General features: G+C 34.6%; 24 protein-coding genes and 1 pseudogene. 21 read left to right on the top strand and 4 right to left on the bottom strand.

Going from position 1 to position 17,724, the window contains the following annotated elements; translation table 11 throughout:
• Nucleotides 1-189: 189 nt before the first annotated feature.
• The 10 genes and pseudogenes from comGA to DN389_RS16630 all read left to right on the top strand — a co-directional run bounded on the left by comGA (nt 190) and on the right by DN389_RS16630 (nt 5,803).
• Nucleotides 190-1,232: pseudogene (gene comGA, locus DN389_RS16675) on the top strand (competence protein ComGA).
• Entirely contained in the window at nt 1,225-2,256 is a 1,032-nt protein-coding gene (comGB, locus tag DN389_RS16670; RefSeq protein ID WP_149237376.1) for a competence type IV pilus assembly protein ComGB, read from the top strand. Before comGA ends, comGB begins: the two are co-directional and overlap by 8 nt.
• An 11-nt stretch (nt 2,257-2,267) precedes the next feature.
• Nucleotides 2,268-2,567 carry a competence type IV pilus major pilin ComGC gene (gene comGC / locus DN389_RS16665; RefSeq protein ID WP_088064405.1) on the top strand — a complete coding sequence of 100 codons (300 nt, stop codon included), beginning with the start codon at nt 2,268-2,270 and terminating at the stop codon, nt 2,565-2,567.
• The gene (comGD, locus tag DN389_RS16660) at nt 2,564-3,019 is read left to right on the top strand and encodes a comG operon protein ComGD (RefSeq protein WP_000810391.1); all 456 of its coding nucleotides are present in this window, start codon (nt 2,564-2,566) and stop codon (nt 3,017-3,019) included. Before comGC ends, comGD begins: the two co-directional genes overlap by 4 nt.
• Complete coding sequence (locus DN389_RS16655; RefSeq protein WP_097915827.1) at nt 3,012-3,314, top strand: competence protein ComG; 303 nt, start codon at nt 3,012-3,014, stop codon at nt 3,312-3,314. The genes comGD and DN389_RS16655 overlap by 8 nt, the downstream gene beginning before the upstream one ends.
• Entirely contained in the window at nt 3,284-3,754 is a 471-nt protein-coding gene (gene comGF, locus DN389_RS16650; protein WP_149237374.1) for a competence type IV pilus minor pilin ComGF, read from the top strand. Before DN389_RS16655 ends, comGF begins: the two co-directional genes overlap by 31 nt.
• A complete protein-coding gene (gene comGG, locus DN389_RS16645) occupies nt 3,751-4,122 on the top strand; it encodes a competence type IV pilus minor pilin ComGG (protein WP_088123395.1) in 372 nt (123 codons plus the stop codon). The genes comGF and comGG overlap by 4 nt, the downstream gene beginning before the upstream one ends.
• 175 nt (nt 4,123-4,297) lie before the next feature.
• Nucleotides 4,298-4,948, top strand: a complete 651-nt coding sequence (locus DN389_RS16640) for a 2OG-Fe(II) oxygenase (protein WP_097915829.1) — start codon at nt 4,298-4,300, stop codon at nt 4,946-4,948.
• Between the two features lie 118 nt (nt 4,949-5,066).
• Complete coding sequence (locus DN389_RS16635) at nt 5,067-5,564, top strand: shikimate kinase (protein ID WP_088123393.1); 498 nt, start codon at nt 5,067-5,069, stop codon at nt 5,562-5,564.
• Nucleotides 5,565-5,602: 38 nt separating this feature from the next.
• Nucleotides 5,603-5,803 (top strand): YqzE family protein, encoded by a 201-nt coding sequence (locus DN389_RS16630; RefSeq protein WP_000106081.1) that lies wholly within the window; start codon nt 5,603-5,605, stop codon nt 5,801-5,803.
• Between the two features lie 149 nt (nt 5,804-5,952).
• Here the strand turns inward: DN389_RS16630 and DN389_RS16625 are convergent, their stop codons facing one another.
• Entirely contained in the window at nt 5,953-6,585 is a 633-nt protein-coding gene (locus DN389_RS16625) for a VC0807 family protein (RefSeq protein WP_001073110.1), read from the bottom strand.
• 140 nt (nt 6,586-6,725) lie between these two features.
• Nucleotides 6,726-6,842 (bottom strand): hypothetical protein, encoded by a 117-nt coding sequence (locus DN389_RS16620; protein ID WP_003279814.1) that lies wholly within the window; start codon nt 6,840-6,842, stop codon nt 6,726-6,728.
• Between the two features lie 73 nt (nt 6,843-6,915).
• On the opposite strand from DN389_RS16620, the gene DN389_RS16615 reads away from it, so the two are divergent.
• Together DN389_RS16615 and DN389_RS28840 are read left to right on the top strand one after the other, a co-directional pair.
• Nucleotides 6,916-7,143, top strand: coding sequence for a hypothetical protein (locus DN389_RS16615; protein ID WP_000032702.1), 228 nt, complete (start codon nt 6,916-6,918; stop codon nt 7,141-7,143).
• Between the two features lie 97 nt (nt 7,144-7,240).
• Nucleotides 7,241-7,372, top strand: coding sequence for a hypothetical protein (locus DN389_RS28840; RefSeq protein ID WP_000064661.1), 132 nt, complete (start codon nt 7,241-7,243; stop codon nt 7,370-7,372).
• Nucleotides 7,373-7,408: 36 nt separating this feature from the next.
• On the opposite strand, the gene DN389_RS16610 is transcribed toward DN389_RS28840, so the two are convergent.
• On the bottom strand, nt 7,409-8,203 hold the full coding sequence (locus DN389_RS16610) for a YqhG family protein (protein ID WP_001183978.1): 795 nt from the start codon (nt 8,201-8,203) through the stop codon (nt 7,409-7,411).
• On the bottom strand, nt 8,190-9,872 hold the full coding sequence (locus DN389_RS16605) for a DEAD/DEAH box helicase (RefSeq protein ID WP_046956347.1): 1,683 nt from the start codon (nt 9,870-9,872) through the stop codon (nt 8,190-8,192). Before DN389_RS16605 ends, DN389_RS16610 begins: the two co-directional genes overlap by 14 nt.
• A gap of 392 nt (nt 9,873-10,264) precedes the next feature.
• On the opposite strand from DN389_RS16605, the gene gcvT reads away from it, so the two are divergent.
• The 9 genes from gcvT (at nt 10,265) to DN389_RS16560 (ending at nt 17,692) form a co-directional block, all read left to right on the top strand.
• Nucleotides 10,265-11,365, top strand: coding sequence for a glycine cleavage system aminomethyltransferase GcvT (gene gcvT / locus DN389_RS16600; protein ID WP_000631766.1), 1,101 nt, complete (start codon nt 10,265-10,267; stop codon nt 11,363-11,365).
• Nucleotides 11,366-11,385: 20 nt separating this feature from the next.
• Entirely contained in the window at nt 11,386-12,729 is a 1,344-nt protein-coding gene (gene gcvPA / locus DN389_RS16595; protein WP_097857902.1) for an aminomethyl-transferring glycine dehydrogenase subunit 1, read from the top strand.
• Nucleotides 12,726-14,201: an aminomethyl-transferring glycine dehydrogenase subunit 2 gene (gene gcvPB / locus DN389_RS16590; protein WP_000795689.1), complete on the top strand. Its 1,476-nt coding sequence runs from the start codon at nt 12,726-12,728 to the stop codon at nt 14,199-14,201. Before gcvPA ends, gcvPB begins: the two co-directional genes overlap by 4 nt.
• A gap of 362 nt (nt 14,202-14,563) precedes the next feature.
• Nucleotides 14,564-14,767: a DUF3929 family protein gene (locus DN389_RS16585; protein ID WP_000639158.1), complete on the top strand. Its 204-nt coding sequence runs from the start codon at nt 14,564-14,566 to the stop codon at nt 14,765-14,767.
• 70 nt (nt 14,768-14,837) lie between these two features.
• Nucleotides 14,838-15,029 carry a hypothetical protein gene (locus DN389_RS16580; protein WP_000535935.1) on the top strand — a complete coding sequence of 64 codons (192 nt, stop codon included), beginning with the start codon at nt 14,838-14,840 and terminating at the stop codon, nt 15,027-15,029.
• 116 nt (nt 15,030-15,145) lie between these two features.
• Nucleotides 15,146-15,520, top strand: a complete 375-nt coding sequence (locus tag DN389_RS16575) for a GntR family transcriptional regulator (RefSeq protein ID WP_001021351.1) — start codon at nt 15,146-15,148, stop codon at nt 15,518-15,520.
• A gap of 3 nt (nt 15,521-15,523) precedes the next feature.
• Complete coding sequence (locus DN389_RS16570) at nt 15,524-16,396, top strand: ABC transporter ATP-binding protein (RefSeq protein ID WP_088123391.1); 873 nt, start codon at nt 15,524-15,526, stop codon at nt 16,394-16,396.
• Complete coding sequence (locus DN389_RS16565) at nt 16,377-17,045, top strand: ABC-2 transporter permease (RefSeq protein ID WP_001249437.1); 669 nt, start codon at nt 16,377-16,379, stop codon at nt 17,043-17,045. The genes DN389_RS16570 and DN389_RS16565 overlap by 20 nt, the downstream gene beginning before the upstream one ends.
• A 14-nt stretch (nt 17,046-17,059) precedes the next feature.
• A complete protein-coding gene (locus DN389_RS16560) occupies nt 17,060-17,692 on the top strand; it encodes an ABC-2 transporter permease (protein WP_088123390.1) in 633 nt (210 codons plus the stop codon).
• Nucleotides 17,693-17,724: the final 32 nt, after the last annotated feature.

The raw sequence follows: 17,724 nt of genomic DNA, 5'->3' as shown, positions 1-17,724 counted from the left end.
ATCACTTTATCCAAGATAATAACATTATAATACAGATAAACTTCCATATAGGTAATTTCAGACAATAATTCGGAAATTGTTCATAATTTCACAAACATATTTTTCCTTTTCTCTCTAGTGAAAATGTAAAAATACCGATTTTTCAGATGGATTTTTTCATGCTATATACATAGTGGGGAGGGAAAAATGATGAATGGAATTGAAAGCTTTGCGAATATGATTTTGAAAGAGGCGTGTAGGGTACAAGCTTCGGATTTACATATTGTGCCCAGGAAGAAGGATGTAGTGGTTCAACTGCGTATAGGAAAAGATTTAATGACGAAACGCTGTATCGAAAAGGAATTTGGAGAAAAACTTGTTTCACACTTTAAATTTTTAGCATCCATGGATATAGGGGAGAGACGGAAGCCACAAAATGGTTCACTGTATTTACAAATGGATGGACAAGAAGTGTATTTACGCCTTTCCACGCTTCCAACCGTATACCAAGAAAGTCTCGTTATTCGTCTTCATTTACAAGCATCTATTCAGCCGTTATCTCATCTTTCGTTATTTCCAAGTACAGCGAAGAAACTACTTTCTTTTTGCATTATTCACATGGGTTACTCGTATTTACTGGACCGACTGGTTCGGGGAAGACAACAACAATGTATGCATTATTAGAGGTAATTAAAAAAAAGAAAACACGTCGCATCGTTACACTTGAAGATCCAGTTGAAAAAAGAAATGACGATGTATTACAAATTCAAATAAATGAAAAAGCAGGTATCACATATGAGGCGGGACTAAAGGCCATTTTACGTCATGATCCAGATATTATTTTAGTCGGTGAAATTCGTGATGAAGAAACAGCGAAAATCGCTATAAGAGCAAGTTTGACTGGACATTTAGTAATGACGACACTGCATACTAGTGATGCGAAAGGGGCGATACTCCGATTTATGGATTTCGGTATAACGAGGCAAGAGATTGAACAATCTTTATTGGCTATAGCTGCACAGCGACTTGTCGAATTGAAGTGTCCGTTTTGTCAAAGAAAGTGCTCAACTTTATGTAAATCAATGAGGCAGGTAAGACAAGCGAGTATTTATGAGTTGTTATATGGATATGAGTTAAAACAAGCAATTAAAGAAGCAAACGGGGAATGTGTCACGTACAAGCACGAAACATTAGAATCTTCGATACGAAAAGGATACGCTTTAGGATTTTTAGAAGAGGATGTGTATGTTTAAGAAAATATGGAGTTTAAGTGATCAAGTAGTATTGCTGAAACGATTAGGAGAACTATTAGAAAAAGGATACTCCCTTTTGCAGGCATTAGAATTTTTACGGTTTCAATTACCTTTAGAAAAGAAAGTACAATTGCAGTGCATGATTGATGGATTAAAAGATGGAAAAAGTCTACACGATTCTTTTCATCAATTAATGTTTCATCAGGAGGTGTTAAGTTATTTATTTTATGCTGAGCAACATGGTGATATTTCTTTTGCGTTGCAACAAGGGAGCGCACTTCTTTATAAAAAGGATAAGTATAGGAAAGATATGATGAAAATAATGCAGTATCCTATGTTTTTGGCGTTCTTTTTAATAATCATGATTTTTGTTTTTAACCGCATTTTATTACCGCAAGTTGACATGGTATATAGTTCATTCGGTTCTACAGCACCGTTACTTACAGAACAAATATTAAGTGCAATTAAGCTGCTACCCAGCCTTATTTTTAGCACTATTTTTATCATTATGATTGGATGTAGTGTATATATGTTTTACTTTCGGAAACTCCCGCATATGAAGCAGGTAAAAATTATGCTTCGTATCCCCCTCGTAAAAACATTTCTTATTTTAAAGCATTCACATTATTTCGCCACTCAATTGAGCAGTTTATTACAAGGTGGACTATCAGTACTTGAGGCCCTAACAATAATGATGGAGCAAAATTATCATCCGTTCTTTCGATATGAAGCGGGTCGAATTGAACGCCAATTAATTGCAGGAGAACCGTTGCAATCTATTATTGCTAAAAGCGGATATTATGAGGAAGAACTTTCTTATATTATTACGCATGGACAAGCAAACGGTAATTTGGCGCTTGAATTAGGTGACTATAGCGATCTTATTATGGAAAAGATGGAGCAAAAAGTTAAACGTATGTTAGTGATCATTCAACCAATTTTATTTACGTGTATTGGAGGAATAGTCGTTCTTATGTATTTAGCGATGATTATGCCAATGTTTCAAATGATGAATTCTATTTAGGAGGCATTTACATGCAGAATGAAGAAGGGTTTACCCTTTTAGAAATGTTATTAGTTATGGTCGTCATAACTGTACTATTACTATTAATTATTCCCAATGTAGTTACACAGCGTTCATCCGTCGAAGGAAAAGGATGTAAAGCCTATGTGAAATCTATAGAAGCTCAAATACAAGCATACCATTTACAACATAATAAAATTCCCTCGCTAAAAGAGCTAAGGGATGAAAAATATATTACAGCTGATGAGTGTCCGAATGGTGAAGCCATTCATATTTCAAATGATGGCACAGTAACAACTGGGAAACTGTGAAACAAAAAGGTTTTACTCTGTTAGAAATGCTACTCGTTCTATTTGCAATTTCTGTACTAAGTATGGTCACGTATTTTAACGTACATTCATTACATGAAAAACAAAAAGTGGAACAATTTTTAAGACAGTTTTCAAACGATATTTTGTATATGCAACAATTAGCGATAAACCGTCAAAAACACTATACATTACGATGGTATAAAGATAGACATACGTATTATATAGGGGAGCTAAGTGAGAATCTTACTATCATTAAAAGAGAATATGATAGCGATATACAAATTGATTTGAATACTTTTCCAAATCCGATGACATATAATCCGAGTGGAAATATTAATAGAGGTGGCACTATTTTACTTTCGTATCGAAGTTATAAATATGAGATTGTATTTCAGCTTGGGAGAGGGAGATTTACGTATCGTGAAATGTCAAAAAGGGTCAGTGATGGCTGAGATGCTTGTAGCATTAAGTATAGTAATGATGGCAGTATCTTTACTACTTCCGCAAACAGTATTGGTTATGCAAGAACGAAAAAACATACAAATTCGTTATAAAGCATTTGTATTATTAAAAAGGGAAGCAGCTTTATATATGTATGAGAATGGGGCGAAACGACCGCAAGAAAAAGTCGTAAACGGAAATGTATATTACACATATTGGGGAGGAAATGAAGTTTGTGCTACGTGGAAAGATGTGAAAGGAAGAATGATGGAACAATGCTTTTATGCAGGAGAAAAAATAAATTAGAAGTTGGGTTTACATTAATAGAAATGATCGTATGTTTTTTTCTGTTATCACTGTTCTTTTTACTTTTACCACGTTTGAATTTTATTGGAATAGAAAACAACCAATCAAAAGGATTAAATAATTGGGAATGGGATGTGTTTATAGGACAAGTACAGTTAGAGTTTCGTGAAGTATCTTTTGTAGAAAAAATAGTCCCTGAAAATAAAGATAATCTTTTGCGCTTCCGTCTTCGCACTGGAGATGAAGTGACGTATGAAAAATTGAATAATCATCTTATAAGAAAAGTGAATATGCGCGGAAGAGAAGTTATATTACAAAATGTTGAAATGGTTTGGTACGAAGTAACACCTCATCTGCTCTTTATAAATGTGAAAGATAGGAGTGGGAAAATATATGAAGGTGTAGCTGTAAGATATAGCGAAATGGAAATAAATATATGAGAAAACAAGATGGATTTACGATGCCAGGAACAATCATTTTTCTTGTATTATTAACTTCGTTCTTTGTATACGAAACGAATATGTTGCTTATAGATAAAAAATTTTATATTGAAATAAAGCAAAAGTTTGTACTGGAGGAACTACTAAATCGATCTATTACAAATATAAAAAAAGACTTACAGCAAAAAGAAAAGGAAGATACTTTTTTCTTTCAATATGAAAAAGGCGAAGCAAGTGGGAATTACGTCTTTGAAAACGATGTTATACTCGTTTCGTTGCAGTGTAAAATAAAACAAGAAGTTTTCTACAAGGTTAGTTTCCGGTATAGAAAAAAGGATGAGAAAATATTTGATTGGATAGAAGGATAGCATGTAAAATATACGGATGAAAACCATAATTTCTTATTTTAAAATAGGTTATTTTTTTATAGGAAATGGATAAATAAAACAATTGAAAGTTTAAATTTTCTCAAAAAAGAGAAAGGTAGAAAGAATATGATATATTCAAGCTATCCAAACATATTTTTTTAGGGAGAATAGGGAAATGACAAATAACAATCAAATAGGTGAAAATAAGGAACAAACTATTTTTGATCATAAAGGAAATGCAATTATGACGGAAGATAGGGAAATACACATTATTTCAAAATTCGAAGAACCTCTTATTGTCGTGTTAGGAAATGTATTAAGTGATGAAGAATGCGACGAATTGATTGAATTGTCTAAAAGTAAAATGGAACGTTCTAAAGTTGGTTCATCACGTGATGTAAATGATATTCGAACGAGTAGCGGTGCATTTTTGGAAGACAATGAGCTTACTGTAAAGATTGAAAAACGAATTTCATCTATCATGAATGTTCCTGTAGCACATGGAGAAGGATTGCACATTTTAAATTATGAAGTGGATCAACAATATAAAGCGCATTATGATTATTTTGCGGAACATAGTAGATCAGCTGCTAATAATCGTATTAGTACGCTTATCATGTACTTAAATGATGTAGAAGAAGGCGGAGAAACGTTCTTCCCGAAATTAAATCTTTCTGTGCACCCTAGAAAGGGAATGGCAGTATACTTTGAGTATTTTTATCAAGATCAATCACTAAATGAGCTTACGTTACATGGAGGGGCACCTGTAACGAAAGGTGAGAAATGGATTGCAACGCAGTGGGTGAGAAGAGGCACTTATAAGTAAAAACGTGTATGTGACGTTTTGTTCTTCATTGTACAAGGAGAACAAAACGTTTTTTTATTAAATAATGTAATCTTTCGTTATAATAACAAATAATAACGGATGATTGAGAGGAACGAACATGAAATCTATATATATAACCGGTTATATGGGAGCTGGGAAAACAACAATTGGAAAAGAATTAAGTAAAGAACTTCATATGGATGTTGTAGATACAGACCAAAAGATTGAAGAGAAGCAAGAGAAGGCAATTCGTGATATTTTTGCCGAAGAAGGGGAAATCGCTTTTCGGGAATATGAAAGTGAAATGTTACGTTCACTACCCAGTTGTAATGTAATTATTACAACTGGTGGTGGAATCATTGAGCGAGAGGAAAACCGAAAGTGGATGAAGGAAAATGGAACTGTCGTGTATTTATATTGTGATCCACATGTAATTGCAGAAAGGCTTCGTGAAGATACGACACGTCCACTATTTCAGAAGAAAGATATAGAGGCATTTGTGGCAAAATTTGAATCGCGCCGAGCTCATTATGAAGAGGCTCATATTCATATCGATACGACGAATAAATCGGTAAAACAAATCATGAATGAATTAAAAGAAAAGATTAATGAATAAAAAAGTGGACATACTAATCAAGTAGAGGTGATGATAATATGTCTACTAATGATTATGTTCGCTTTGTGACACAGCAGTTTGTGTCGTATATGGATGCTCCAAAAGAAGATCGTAAACAAAAGAAAGAACAACGCCGTGCTGAAAAAGAGCCATTTATGAATAAGTGGTTTGGTGTTATGCCGCTTAGTGCTGCTTTGTTTTATCGAAACGTAAAAAATAAAAGAAAAAAATCAAGTTAACGATTTCGTAATATGTGTAGTAAATGAAAATCCCCTAGTAGTATGATGCTACTAGGGGATTTTCATTTACTGTACAGATTCTTTTTCTTCTGTAACAGCGTATATTATGAAGATCCCCTAGTAGTATGATGCTACTAGGGGATTTTCATTTACTGTACAGATTCTTTTTCTTCTGTAACAGCATGTATTTTGTTGTTTACCCAAACAAATCCAATTCCGATACAAATGGAAATGCCCCATCCAACAGCGGTCATAATCGCTCTCATTTCACCATAGCCATCTACACCGAAAACAGAGATGAAATAAATTTTTAAGAAGCTTTTTAATATGAATTGTAGCCCGAAAAATAGCGTTAAATATTGTAGTGCTGGATAGATACGACTATCACGATACAGTTCACGACTTTTATCACGGTCATGGCCTTGCAATGCGGCAATATCTGCTGCGAAATATAACATAAGTGGTTTTTTTATAAAAATGGTACATATAACGATAATACCGAGCACGATGTGATAATACGCATCGTTCCATAACATTCGTTCAGCTGATCCAGATAATAGGTCTACCGTTGTATTAGAAATGAGTGTAATTAAAATAAAGAATCCTGTTACGTTAAACTGTTTTTCTTTTTTAAAGGTATACAGTGTATAAATAATCCCCGGAACAGAGGAAAGTAACATCGCGTAATAAGGATCGATATAAGGTTTTGCAAATTTCCAAATGAGGAATGGGATAACGAGATAAAAGACAAGATCTAATATAGCTTTTTTATTTTGATTCATATAAATCCTCCTTAAGTCATACATATATTTTATAATATAATTTCTGAAAATTGTATAATGTTTAATGGGAAAAGAAAAAATATATCACTTTTTGAGGGATTAGTAGATTGAAAAAATTGCCCCTAGCGTAGTAAGTTTTTTTAGTATATAATAAAGGAAACGCTTTCATTCTTGGTTTGTTCACAAAATGGACGGAAAATCACATATTTACTATCGATATGTTGCTTTATAATGAAACTAATTAAATATACATGCATACAATATTGTGAAATAAATAACATAAATAATCTATATAAATGTAAACGTTATCAAAATAGAGAGGTGGAGACAATGAGTAAATTTTTCTTCAATCATAATCCAGCAACAGTAGAGGATGGAAGGCTTGTTAAGTATGCTGAAATTATTTATGGAGAAGGTGGCCGTTCTGTATTAGAAAATTTAATGGTGAAGGCATCTATCAGATTGCGTGATCGTTATCCGAATAAATCTGACGAGCAGATCTCGAACCTCGTAAATAAAGGCATCCATGATATGTTTCAAAAATATGTGAGTGAGTAAGAGTAGCCAATGGCTGCTCTTATTTTTTTGTATAAGGATTGTATCTCTAGCTGAAAATAAGGGAGTATTTTGAAAGATATAAAAAGGAGTGATAAAGATGAGCAATGGAATTGGTCGTTCAAAAGAAAATCTTCCAACTGATGCTAATCATGTGAGCGCAAAGGATCGTGCGCATCAAAAACGTATGGCAAAGCAAAAACAACAAGAGCGTAATGGCGATAGAGGATAACTCAAAAAAAGCTCCTTCTAAAACAGAAGGGGCTTTTTAAGAAAGAAAATGATTCGCGGTAACATAAAAGAGTCCGCCGTTAATAATTTGTACTGTAATGCGTGGTTCATATTGCTCTTGCAAGGCTTGTTTTTCAATTTCATAGCTTTCGGGGAGTTCATCACTTTCTTCATAAAAACGATTTAAAAGATCTAAATCGTGATTCCAGCGCACTCTTGCTTCTTTCGCCCACGTATGGTCATCTTCTGCAATAATATTTTTTAAAGCATCCTCTATACGTTGTAAACCGCTTTGCGGTTTAATGATAGGCGAGAGCGTAAAGCAAAAGTCAGGTATTTTCGGTGTAAGTTTAATTTTAGCTAATGTTTCATGAAAGTTTGCAATCATTGTGCCAGAAATGAGATGAATCCCAATGGAGTGAAGGATGTCTTTTTTTCGATCACATTGATAGGAAACTTTAATATTTACACCGAGCCAAGGATGGAGTGGTGTATGTGTCGCTCCGCTATGCCGTACTTCCTCATATAAACGTATGTAAGAGCCTAATTCTTTTGTCGTTTGGAAAATTTGATGAAGACGTGGTGAACCGTAGTGAATAAGCTCACCATCGCTTTCTTCACTTTCTGGATTTGTAAGAAGAGTAAGGCGCATCGGATTCGGTACGCCTCCTGTTTTCTCAAGATAGTGCCAATAAAAAGGACGGTTCATTAATAATTTATCCATCTCAATTGTTAACTGTACATCTAATAGATGAGGGGAGCGCTTTAAAATTTCGCAGTTATTCGCCTCAAAAAAATTGTATAAGTAATTATGAATTTCATGTTGCTGCATAGCCTTGCACCTCAGCTTCATTTCGTTTCGCGAAGTCGATAATAGATGTTAAGTTTTCCATCTTAATTCGGATTTCTCCTTCGCTTTTTGATTGCGCAAATATTTCTTGAATATGTGCGTCGATGTTTTTCATATTAATTCTCGTTAAAATTTCATCAAGTTCACCGATAACACGCTCAAATAAATTGATTTTTTCATATAACAGTTTCAAAATATGTTCTTCAACAGTATGTTTTGTAGCTAAGTTATAAATATGAACATCATTCTTTTGACCAAGACGGTGAATACGTCCGATTCTTTGTTCAAGACGCATTGGATTCCACGGTAAGTCATAATTAATCATATGGCTACAAAACTGTAAGTTAATCCCTTCACCACCAGCTTCGGTTGCAATTAATACTTGTGCGTGGTTTTGGAAAAGCTCCTTCATCCAATCTTTCTTCCCACGTTTAAACCCGCCGCGGAATGGAACGGAAGAAATACCGTGTTGTTGTAAAAACCATTGTAAATACATTTGTGAAGCTCTATATTCAGTGAAAATAATGACTTTATCGTCAATTTCTTTTATAAGTTCTAGTGCTTTATTCGCTTTTGAGTTGAAAGGAATATGATTAATTTTGTCCATTAGCACATCAATATGCGGGTCTTTTATGTAATGCTCATTTTCTTTCTGCCTTTTTTCCACATGTTTTTTTAATGAATAGTAAACAGCTTCACGACTACTACACGCTTCCCGTTTTAAAGTTAACGATGAGAAAGCAGATGTGAAGGCATCTTGTCCTCGCCAATTTTCAATACCATTATACAAAGCTTGCTCTTCTTCATTAAACTCAACAAAAATTGTACGTACATGTCTCTTCGGCCAATCAATTCCGGTATTATGACGTCGATTTCGGACCATCACTTTGTTAATAAGAGATTTTAAATCTTCATCAGATTCGGCGGAACGATTTTTTGAAGCGTAATATTCTTCAAAGTTGGATTGATTGCCTAAATGTCCTGGCTTTAATAAAGAAACGAGGTTGAAAATTTCGTCAATCTTATTTTGAACAGGCGTAGCGGTTAATAATAAGCAAAATTTCTTTTTTAATCGTTGTGCAAATTCATAGTTTTTTGTTTTATTATTTTTAAGTTTATGTGCTTCATCGATAATAATAAGGTCATATTCTAAATTCAAAACGATATCGCGATGCGGTGAACGTTTTGCAGTATCAATTGATGATACAATCACATCGGCTTGTTCCCACGAGTAGCTTTTCTTTTGGGCTACAGCTGGAATAAAAAACTTTGTATTTAATTCGTATGCCCATTGTGATACGAGAGAGGCAGGGACGAGTATAAGTACTTTTTTCACAAGGCCGCGGACCATATATTCTTTTAAAATAAGTCCAGCTTCAATTGTTTTCCCAAGTCCCACTTCATCTGCTAGTATCGCTTTACCATTCATTTGTTCAATGACATTTTGAGCGACTTCTAATTGATGAGGAAGTGGTGTGAAATGAGATAAATGCTTCGGTGCTTGTAATCCATCGAAAGTAGGAACAAGTAACGATTTTTCTGTTTTATAAGCTAAATGATATAAATCCCAATTTGTCCAAGGACCATCTTCATTAATTCTATTTAAAAAATTGTTTTGCCACGTTCGATCTACGGAAATATCGACATTCATTACGACGCTCCCACCTTTTATAAACTAAAGTAATTATTAAAAAAATCTTTATTATATAAACCTTGTAATAAGGCGCTATTACACATACTGAAAGTTAAAGAATAGGCAAAGATAAAGGGCTGAATTTTGAAAGTTGTATTTAATAAGATTAAGAATGAAAAATTCTAAATTATTTTTTATGCTAGAATATTGATGAAATATAGCGAATGATGTTAGGATAATGGTGTGAAATGTGTGGAATCTTTCGTATTTTATCCAAGAAAGTGATTTTTTATTTACGCTTTCATAAAAAAATATAATGAGATTCCGTATATCCTATCTTTTCAGAGTGAAAATGTTTAGATATGGCGAGCAACTTTTATTGATTTGTCAAAGCATAAGGGGGAGAGAGCATGATTACATTACAACGTACACCGTTATTTGATGTATACGCGAAGTATGGTGGGAAAACAATCGACTTCGGTGGTTGGGAATTACCAGTTCAATTTTCAAGCATTAAAGAAGAACATGAAGCTGTACGTACGGCTGCAGGTTTGTTCGATGTGTCTCATATGGGAGAAGTTGAGGTAAAAGGTGTAGATAGTTTAGCATTTTTACAACGTGTTGTTACAAATGACGTTTCTACTTTAAAGGTAGGAGGCGCACAATATACAGCTATGTGCTACGAAAATGGTGGTACAGTAGATGATTTATTAATCTACAAACGTGGTGAAGAAGACTATTTATTAGTAATCAATGCATCAAATATCGAGAAAGATTACGAATGGTTAGCTAGCCATGTAATTGGCGATGCGACAGTAGTCAATGTTTCTAGTGAAGTTGCACAGCTTGCAATTCAAGGTCCAAAAGCAGAAGGCATTTTACAAAAAGTTGTGTCAGAAGATTTGAAAGAAATTAAGTTCTTTAAATTTAAAAACGATATTCTTGTAGATGGAATTCCAGCACTTGTATCTCGTACAGGTTACACAGGTGAAGATGGATTTGAAATTTACTGTAAGAGTGAAGATGCTGCAAAACTTTGGGAGAAACTTCTTGAAGTTGGAGCAGAAGAAGGCTTAAAAGCATGTGGTTTAGGTGCTCGTGATACACTTCGCTTCGAAGCAACATTACCACTTTATGGTCAAGAATTATCAAAAGATATTACACCGATTGAAGCTGGCATTGGCTTTGCGGTAAAACCAAATAAAGAAGCAGACTTCTTTGGAAAAGAAACGTTAAAAGAGCAAAAAGAAAACGGTGCGCCTCGTAAGTTAGTCGGCATCGAAGTAATCGAACGTGGAATTCCTCGTACACATTACCCTGTATTTATTGGAGAAGAAAAAATCGGGGAAGTAACGAGTGGTACACAATCTCCAACGTTAAAGAAAAGCATTGGTTTAGCACTAATTGATGTAAAATACGCAGCAGTTGATACAGAAGTAGAAATTGAAATTCGTAATAAACGCGTCAAAGCAGTAGTTGTTCCAACACCATTTTATAAACGTTCAAAGTAACGGGGAGAGGGGTAGATTTCATGTTGCATCGTTATCTTCCAATGACAGAAGAAGACAAAAAAGAAATGTTACAAACGATCGGCGTTCAAACGATCGATGAGTTATTCTCTGATATTCCAGAGAGTGTTCGTTTTAAAGGGGATTTAAAAATTAAAGAAGCAAAATCAGAGCCAGAGCTTTTAAAAGAGTTAACTCAAATGGCTAGTAAAAATGCTAACTTAAAAGAATACGCTTCTTTCTTAGGAGCAGGTGTATACGATCATTACGCTCCAGTAATTGTAGATCACGTTATCTCTCGCTCAGAATTTTATACAGCTTACACGCCATACCAACCAGAAATTTCACAAGGGGAATTACAAGCGATCTTTGAATTCCAAACAATGATTTGTGAATTAACAGGAATGGATGTAGCAAACTCTTCTATGTACGACGGAGGTACAGCTTTAGCTGAAGCGGCAATGCTAGCAGCTGGCCATACTCGCAAAAAGAAAATTCTTGTATCTAGTGCAGTTCATCCAGAATCAAGAGCAGTACTTGAAACGTATGCAAAAGGTCAACATCTTGAAGTTGTTGAAATTAATCATAAAGATGGTGTAACAGATTTAGACGTATTACAAAGTGAAGTAGATGATACAGTTGCTTGTGTAATCGTTCAATATCCAAACTTCTTCGGACAAGTTGAAAAATTAGCTGATATTGAAAAAATCGTTCATCAACAAAAATCATTATTTATCGTTTCTTCAAATCCATTATCATTAGGCGCATTAACACCACCAGGAAAATTTGGTGCTGATGTTGTAATCGGTGATGCACAACCATTTGGTATTCCAACGCAGTTTGGTGGACCACACTGTGGTTACTTTGCAACAACGAAAGCATTTATGCGTAAAATTCCAGGACGTCTTGTTGGACAAACTGTAGATTCAGATGGTAAACGTGGATTTGTATTAACGTTACAAGCACGTGAACAGCATATTCGCCGTGATAAAGCGACGTCTAACATTTGTTCAAACCAAGCGTTAAATGCATTAGCAGCATCAGTTGCAATGACGGCACTTGGTAAACAAGGTGTGAAAGAAATGGCACGTCAAAACATTTCTAAAGCACAATATGCAAAACGTCAATTTGAAGCGAAAGGCTTCACTGTAACATTTGCTGGACCATTCTTCAATGAGTTTGTTGTAGATTGCAAGCGTCCAGTGAAGGAAGTAAGCGATGCATTATTACAAAAGAATATTATCGGCGGTTACGACCTAGGCCGTGATTATAAAGAGCATGAGAACCATATGCTTGTAGCAGTAACTGAGCTTCGTACAAAAGAGGAAATTGACACACTTGTAAACGAAATGGGGGCTATCCAATGAAGAATCAAGACCAAGCACTTATCTTTGAAGTGAGTAAAGAAGGACGCATAGGATATAGCCTACCAAAATTAGATGTAGAAGAAGTGAAACTAGAAGATGTGTTTGAGAGCGATTATATTCGAGTAGAAGATGCAGAGCTACCAGAAGTATCTGAACTTGACATTATGCGCCACTATACAGCACTTTCAAACCGTAATCACGGTGTAGATTCTGGATTCTATCCACTTGGATCTTGTACGATGAAATATAATCCGAAAATTAATGAGAATGTAGCTCGTTTCGCAGGATTTGCAAATATTCATCCATTACAAGATGAAAAGACAGTACAAGGTGCAATGGAATTAATGTACGACTTACAAGAGCACTTAATTGAGATTACAGGTATGGATACTGTTACATTGCAACCAGCAGCTGGTGCACACGGAGAATGGACAGGCTTAATGTTAATTCGTGCATACCATGAAGCAAATGGTGACTTTAACCGTACGAAAGTAATTGTTCCTGACTCTGCTCACGGAACGAATCCAGCATCTGCAACTGTAGCTGGCTTTGAAACAATTACAGTAAAATCAAATGAACATGGTCTTGTTGACTTAGAAGATTTAAAACGTGTTGTAAACGAAGAAACAGCAGCACTTATGTTAACAAATCCTAATACATTAGGTCTATTCGAAGAAAATATTTTAGAAATGGCAGAAATCGTCCATAACGCAGGCGGTAAATTATACTATGATGGTGCAAACTTAAATGCGGTATTAAGCCAAGCGCGCCCAGGAGATATGGGATTTGACGTTGTGCATTTAAACCTTCATAAAACATTTACAGGTCCTCACGGCGGCGGTGGCCCAGGTTCGGGTCCAGTAGGTGTGAAAGCTGATTTAATTCCGTACTTACCAAAACCAATTTTAGAGAAAACGGAAAATGGCTATCACTTTAACTATGATCGTCCAGAAGCAATTGGACGCGTAAAACCATTCTATGGTAACTTCGGAATTAACGTTCGTGCATACACATACATTCGTTCTATGGGTCCAGATGGACTACGTGCAGTAACGGAGTATGCGGTATTAAATGCGAACTATATGATGAGAAGATTAGCACCATTCTATGATCTTCCGTTCGATAGACATTGTAAGCATGAGTTTGTATTATCAGGTCGTCGCCAAAAGAAACTTGGCGTACGTACATTAGATATCGCAAAACGCCTGCTTGATTTCGGTTACCATCCACCGACAATTTACTTCCCATTAAATGTGGAAGAATGTATTATGATTGAGCCGACAGAAACAGAATCAAAAGAAACATTAGATGGTTTCATTGATAAGATGATTCAAATTGCTAAAGAAGTAGAAGAAAATCCAGAAGTTGTACAAGAAGCGCCACATACAACGGTAATTAAACGTTTGGATGAAACATTGGCCGCTCGTAAACCAGTTTTACGTTATGAAAAGCTAGCTCCTGTACAAGTTTAATTAGAATAACAAAGGAAGAACTCGCTATATGCGGGTTCTTTTTTTGTATGGAGAATTTGTCCCGCGATTTGTGGGCTGATAATCAATGGGGATGAACAAAAATCCCCCGCTGATTAAAGTTTCACTTTATGCAGAACTAGTGAAGAAAATGTTAAAATTTTATATTTTTTGTTTCATAATGGTGTAAAGAAGTAGTTTCATAGGTGATTTTGTTGAAAAAGTCAGTTTGATAAAAGTATTTATTTTTGTTAGAATTTTATTGAAATTAAGAAGATGCAATGAGATAGGAATGACTCATTTTTATGTATATGTGAAAAAACGAGCAAGTTGGGGGTGAAAATGTGGGATATCGGTGTTATAGAATGATATACCATTTAGAAAACGGAAAAACGATTAAAGATGTAAAAGAATTTTGTTATCGAGATCAAGGAAAAGTATTAGAAAGAGTAGCACATCGTGTAATGGATAATAGAGAAGTGACGGCAATTGATAAGAAAGGAACAATCATTTCAATAGCATGTGAGGACATTGTAAAGGTGGAACTTGATTACATAACAGAAAGTTAACCTTGAGTCATATCGAATTATTCGATACAATATACTGTTGAATGGTGACGAGAGAAGAGAGGAGTTTATTATGGGTAGTACAAGACACTTTTATATGTTTATCTTAGCGTTTGTTCTTGTTGTAGCATTAACGATTTATTTAATTGTTGATAGCACTTGGTACAACACAGTTCATCCGGCGTTCCTTCTGTTTATGTATGTAGGAATTGCGGTAGTGAGTTTCGGAATGAGAGATGAGATGTTAGATCGCTTTGAAAAGTGATACATATACGAAAGACCAACAGGAAAATGTTGGTCTTTTTTTCTTGCCAAAAATAGGATGGTGTGTATATACTGTATATATAAGGTATATACAGTATATACACACTGGAGGAAAACATGAATATTATTATTTCGAATTCTTCCCAAGACCCTATTTATGTACAAATAAGAAAACAATTAAGCCAGCTTATTTTAAATGGTGGTTTAAAGGGTGGAGACCAATTACCGTCTATTCGTAGCTTAGCGAAGGAATTACAAATTAGTGTAATTACAACGAAGCGTGCGTACGAGGAGCTTGAAAAAGAAGGATATATAGAAACTGTTGCTGGGAAGGGGACTTATGTTTCACGTAAAAATAATGAACTACTAAAAGAACAAAGGCTTCGTCTATTGGAAAGTAAAGCGGAAGAGATTGTAAATGAAAGTAAAGCGTTGCAGCTTTCACTTGAAGATTTACAGCAGATGATTGCGTGTTTATATGAGGGGGAATAAGAGATGTTAGAGCTAAAAAATGTTTGTAAAAGTTATCAAGATTTTGTAGTGAAAAATATAAGTTTTACGTTACCACGCGGATATATTATGGGATTTGTCGGACCGAATGGCGCAGGGAAAAGTACGACAATCAAAATGATTATGAATTTAATTCGAAAAGATAGCGGTGATATAAAAATTTTTGGCAAAGACAATAAGAAAGCTGAAAAGGAAATAAAACAAAATATTGGTTTTGTATATGATGAAAATCATTACTACGAAGATTTAACGTGTGAACAAATGAAACGTATTATTGCACCGTTATATAAAAAGTGGGACGAAGAGCAGTATCAATCGTATATGCACAGATTACAAGTTCCGAAGTATAAAAAAATTAAAGAACTATCAAAAGGGATGAAAATGAAATTTGCGATTGCTATCGCACTTTCACATCACGCAGAGTTTATCATTATGGATGAACCGACAGCAGGATTAGATCCAGTTGTTCGAAGTGAATTACTTGATATTTTGCAAGAAATTGTAATGGAGGATGAAGTATCTGTATTATTCTCAACGCACATTACAACAGATTTAGAGCGCATCGCAGATTATATTACGTTCATCAATGATGGAGAAATTATATTTACTGGTGAGAAAGATGAACTAATGGAGAACTACGTAATCGTAAAAGGAAGTAATGATTTATTAGACCGAGAAGGAAAAGAATTATTTGTTGGATTACGAAAAAATAAATTTGGTTTCGAAGGTTTAGCGAAGGATAAACAAGCAATTATCGATTGGTTTGGAAATGAGGTTGTACTAGAAAAGCCTACATTAGATGATATTATCGTTTACACCGCAAAAGGGAGAGGTGCTTATGCGTCAGCTCATCTATAAAGATTTGTTCTTTTTTCGGGTAACGTGGTTAGTGAATCTAATTATGCCTCTTGTATTATTTATGTTAGATCCAAGTGGTGAATTGTTATTTTCGATGAGTTGTCTATTTATAACCCTTTCTTCCGTTATGACGTTAACTTTTATGGATGAAAGGAATAACAGTGACATTATTATAAATAGTTTACCGGTAAGCCGAAAGGATATCATAATTGCTAGATATGTTTCCAGTGCAATATTTATTGTTGGTGGCATACTCTCTACGATGTTAGTTGTTTTTCTTGTAAGAGGCATTGTGGTCATTGGTGATATCGGTGCCTATCATCCGAATCTATACATTGAAATTCCATGGTATGAAGTAATAAATGGAGCTGTTTACGCCGTATTTTTGGTTGTCACTTTTTTCCCTAGTTATTATGGTACAAAATCGAAGGTAGCAAGAAGTCTAGTATCAGCAGCATCAATAGGAGTGGGGGGTATACTTTGGATATTTATTAGTGATGGGCTGAATGAAACAACACCTTCATTCCTTGAGTGGATTATGAATCCTATGCATATTGGTGTATTTATAGTTGGAGGAATTATATTAGCTAGTGTCTATATCGTTTCTATGTTTCTTACAATTAAAATGTATGAAACGCGTGATTTATAGAGAGGGGAATTCATATGCAACAGTTGATTTTGAAGGAGTTTTTCTTACAGAAGAAGATGTTTCCTTTATATTTTTTAATACCTATTTTATCTGTTTTTAGAAATTCCGTAGAACCGATGGGGATTGCAATAGGATTATTTATAACATGTAGTACGATTATATATATTTCTTTTTATTATGAAGAAAAAAGTAAAACAGAAAAAGTATTAGTGAGTTTGCCTATAATGAGAAAAGAGATAGTTATAGCTAAATATATTTCAAGCACATTATTTATTATAGTCGGTTTGAGTATAACTTCTATAGTCGTAATATTAGGAAATATTTTGTTGAACAGAGATATAGTTATTCCTGGATATGCAATATTTTCAGCAATAGTAGCAACTTTGATTTATTGTGTAGTAACGATACCTGCTAATTACATTGGGGGATATAAAGCTATTACTGTCTTGAATGTGATTATGCTATTTCCTTTAATGGGTATGATTGGTCTTATGTGCAATATTTTTGGGGATAAAACAATTATGTTAAAAGTACTCCACTCTCAAGAGGCTACACTAGCAATGAGTGTTCTTGGTATCGGAGTGTTAGTAAGTATAGTCATATCAATGTTTCTCTCAATGAAAATGTTTCAGGAGGCAGAGTTATAGAAGGGACATTTTCATATTAGGGGGTGTAATAC

The organism is Bacillus sp. AY3-1, assembly GCF_008368785.1.
Lineage (GTDB): Bacteria > Bacillota > Bacilli > Bacillales > Bacillaceae_G > Bacillus_A > Bacillus_A wiedmannii.
This window is presented reverse-complemented; position numbering and strand designations above follow the sequence as displayed.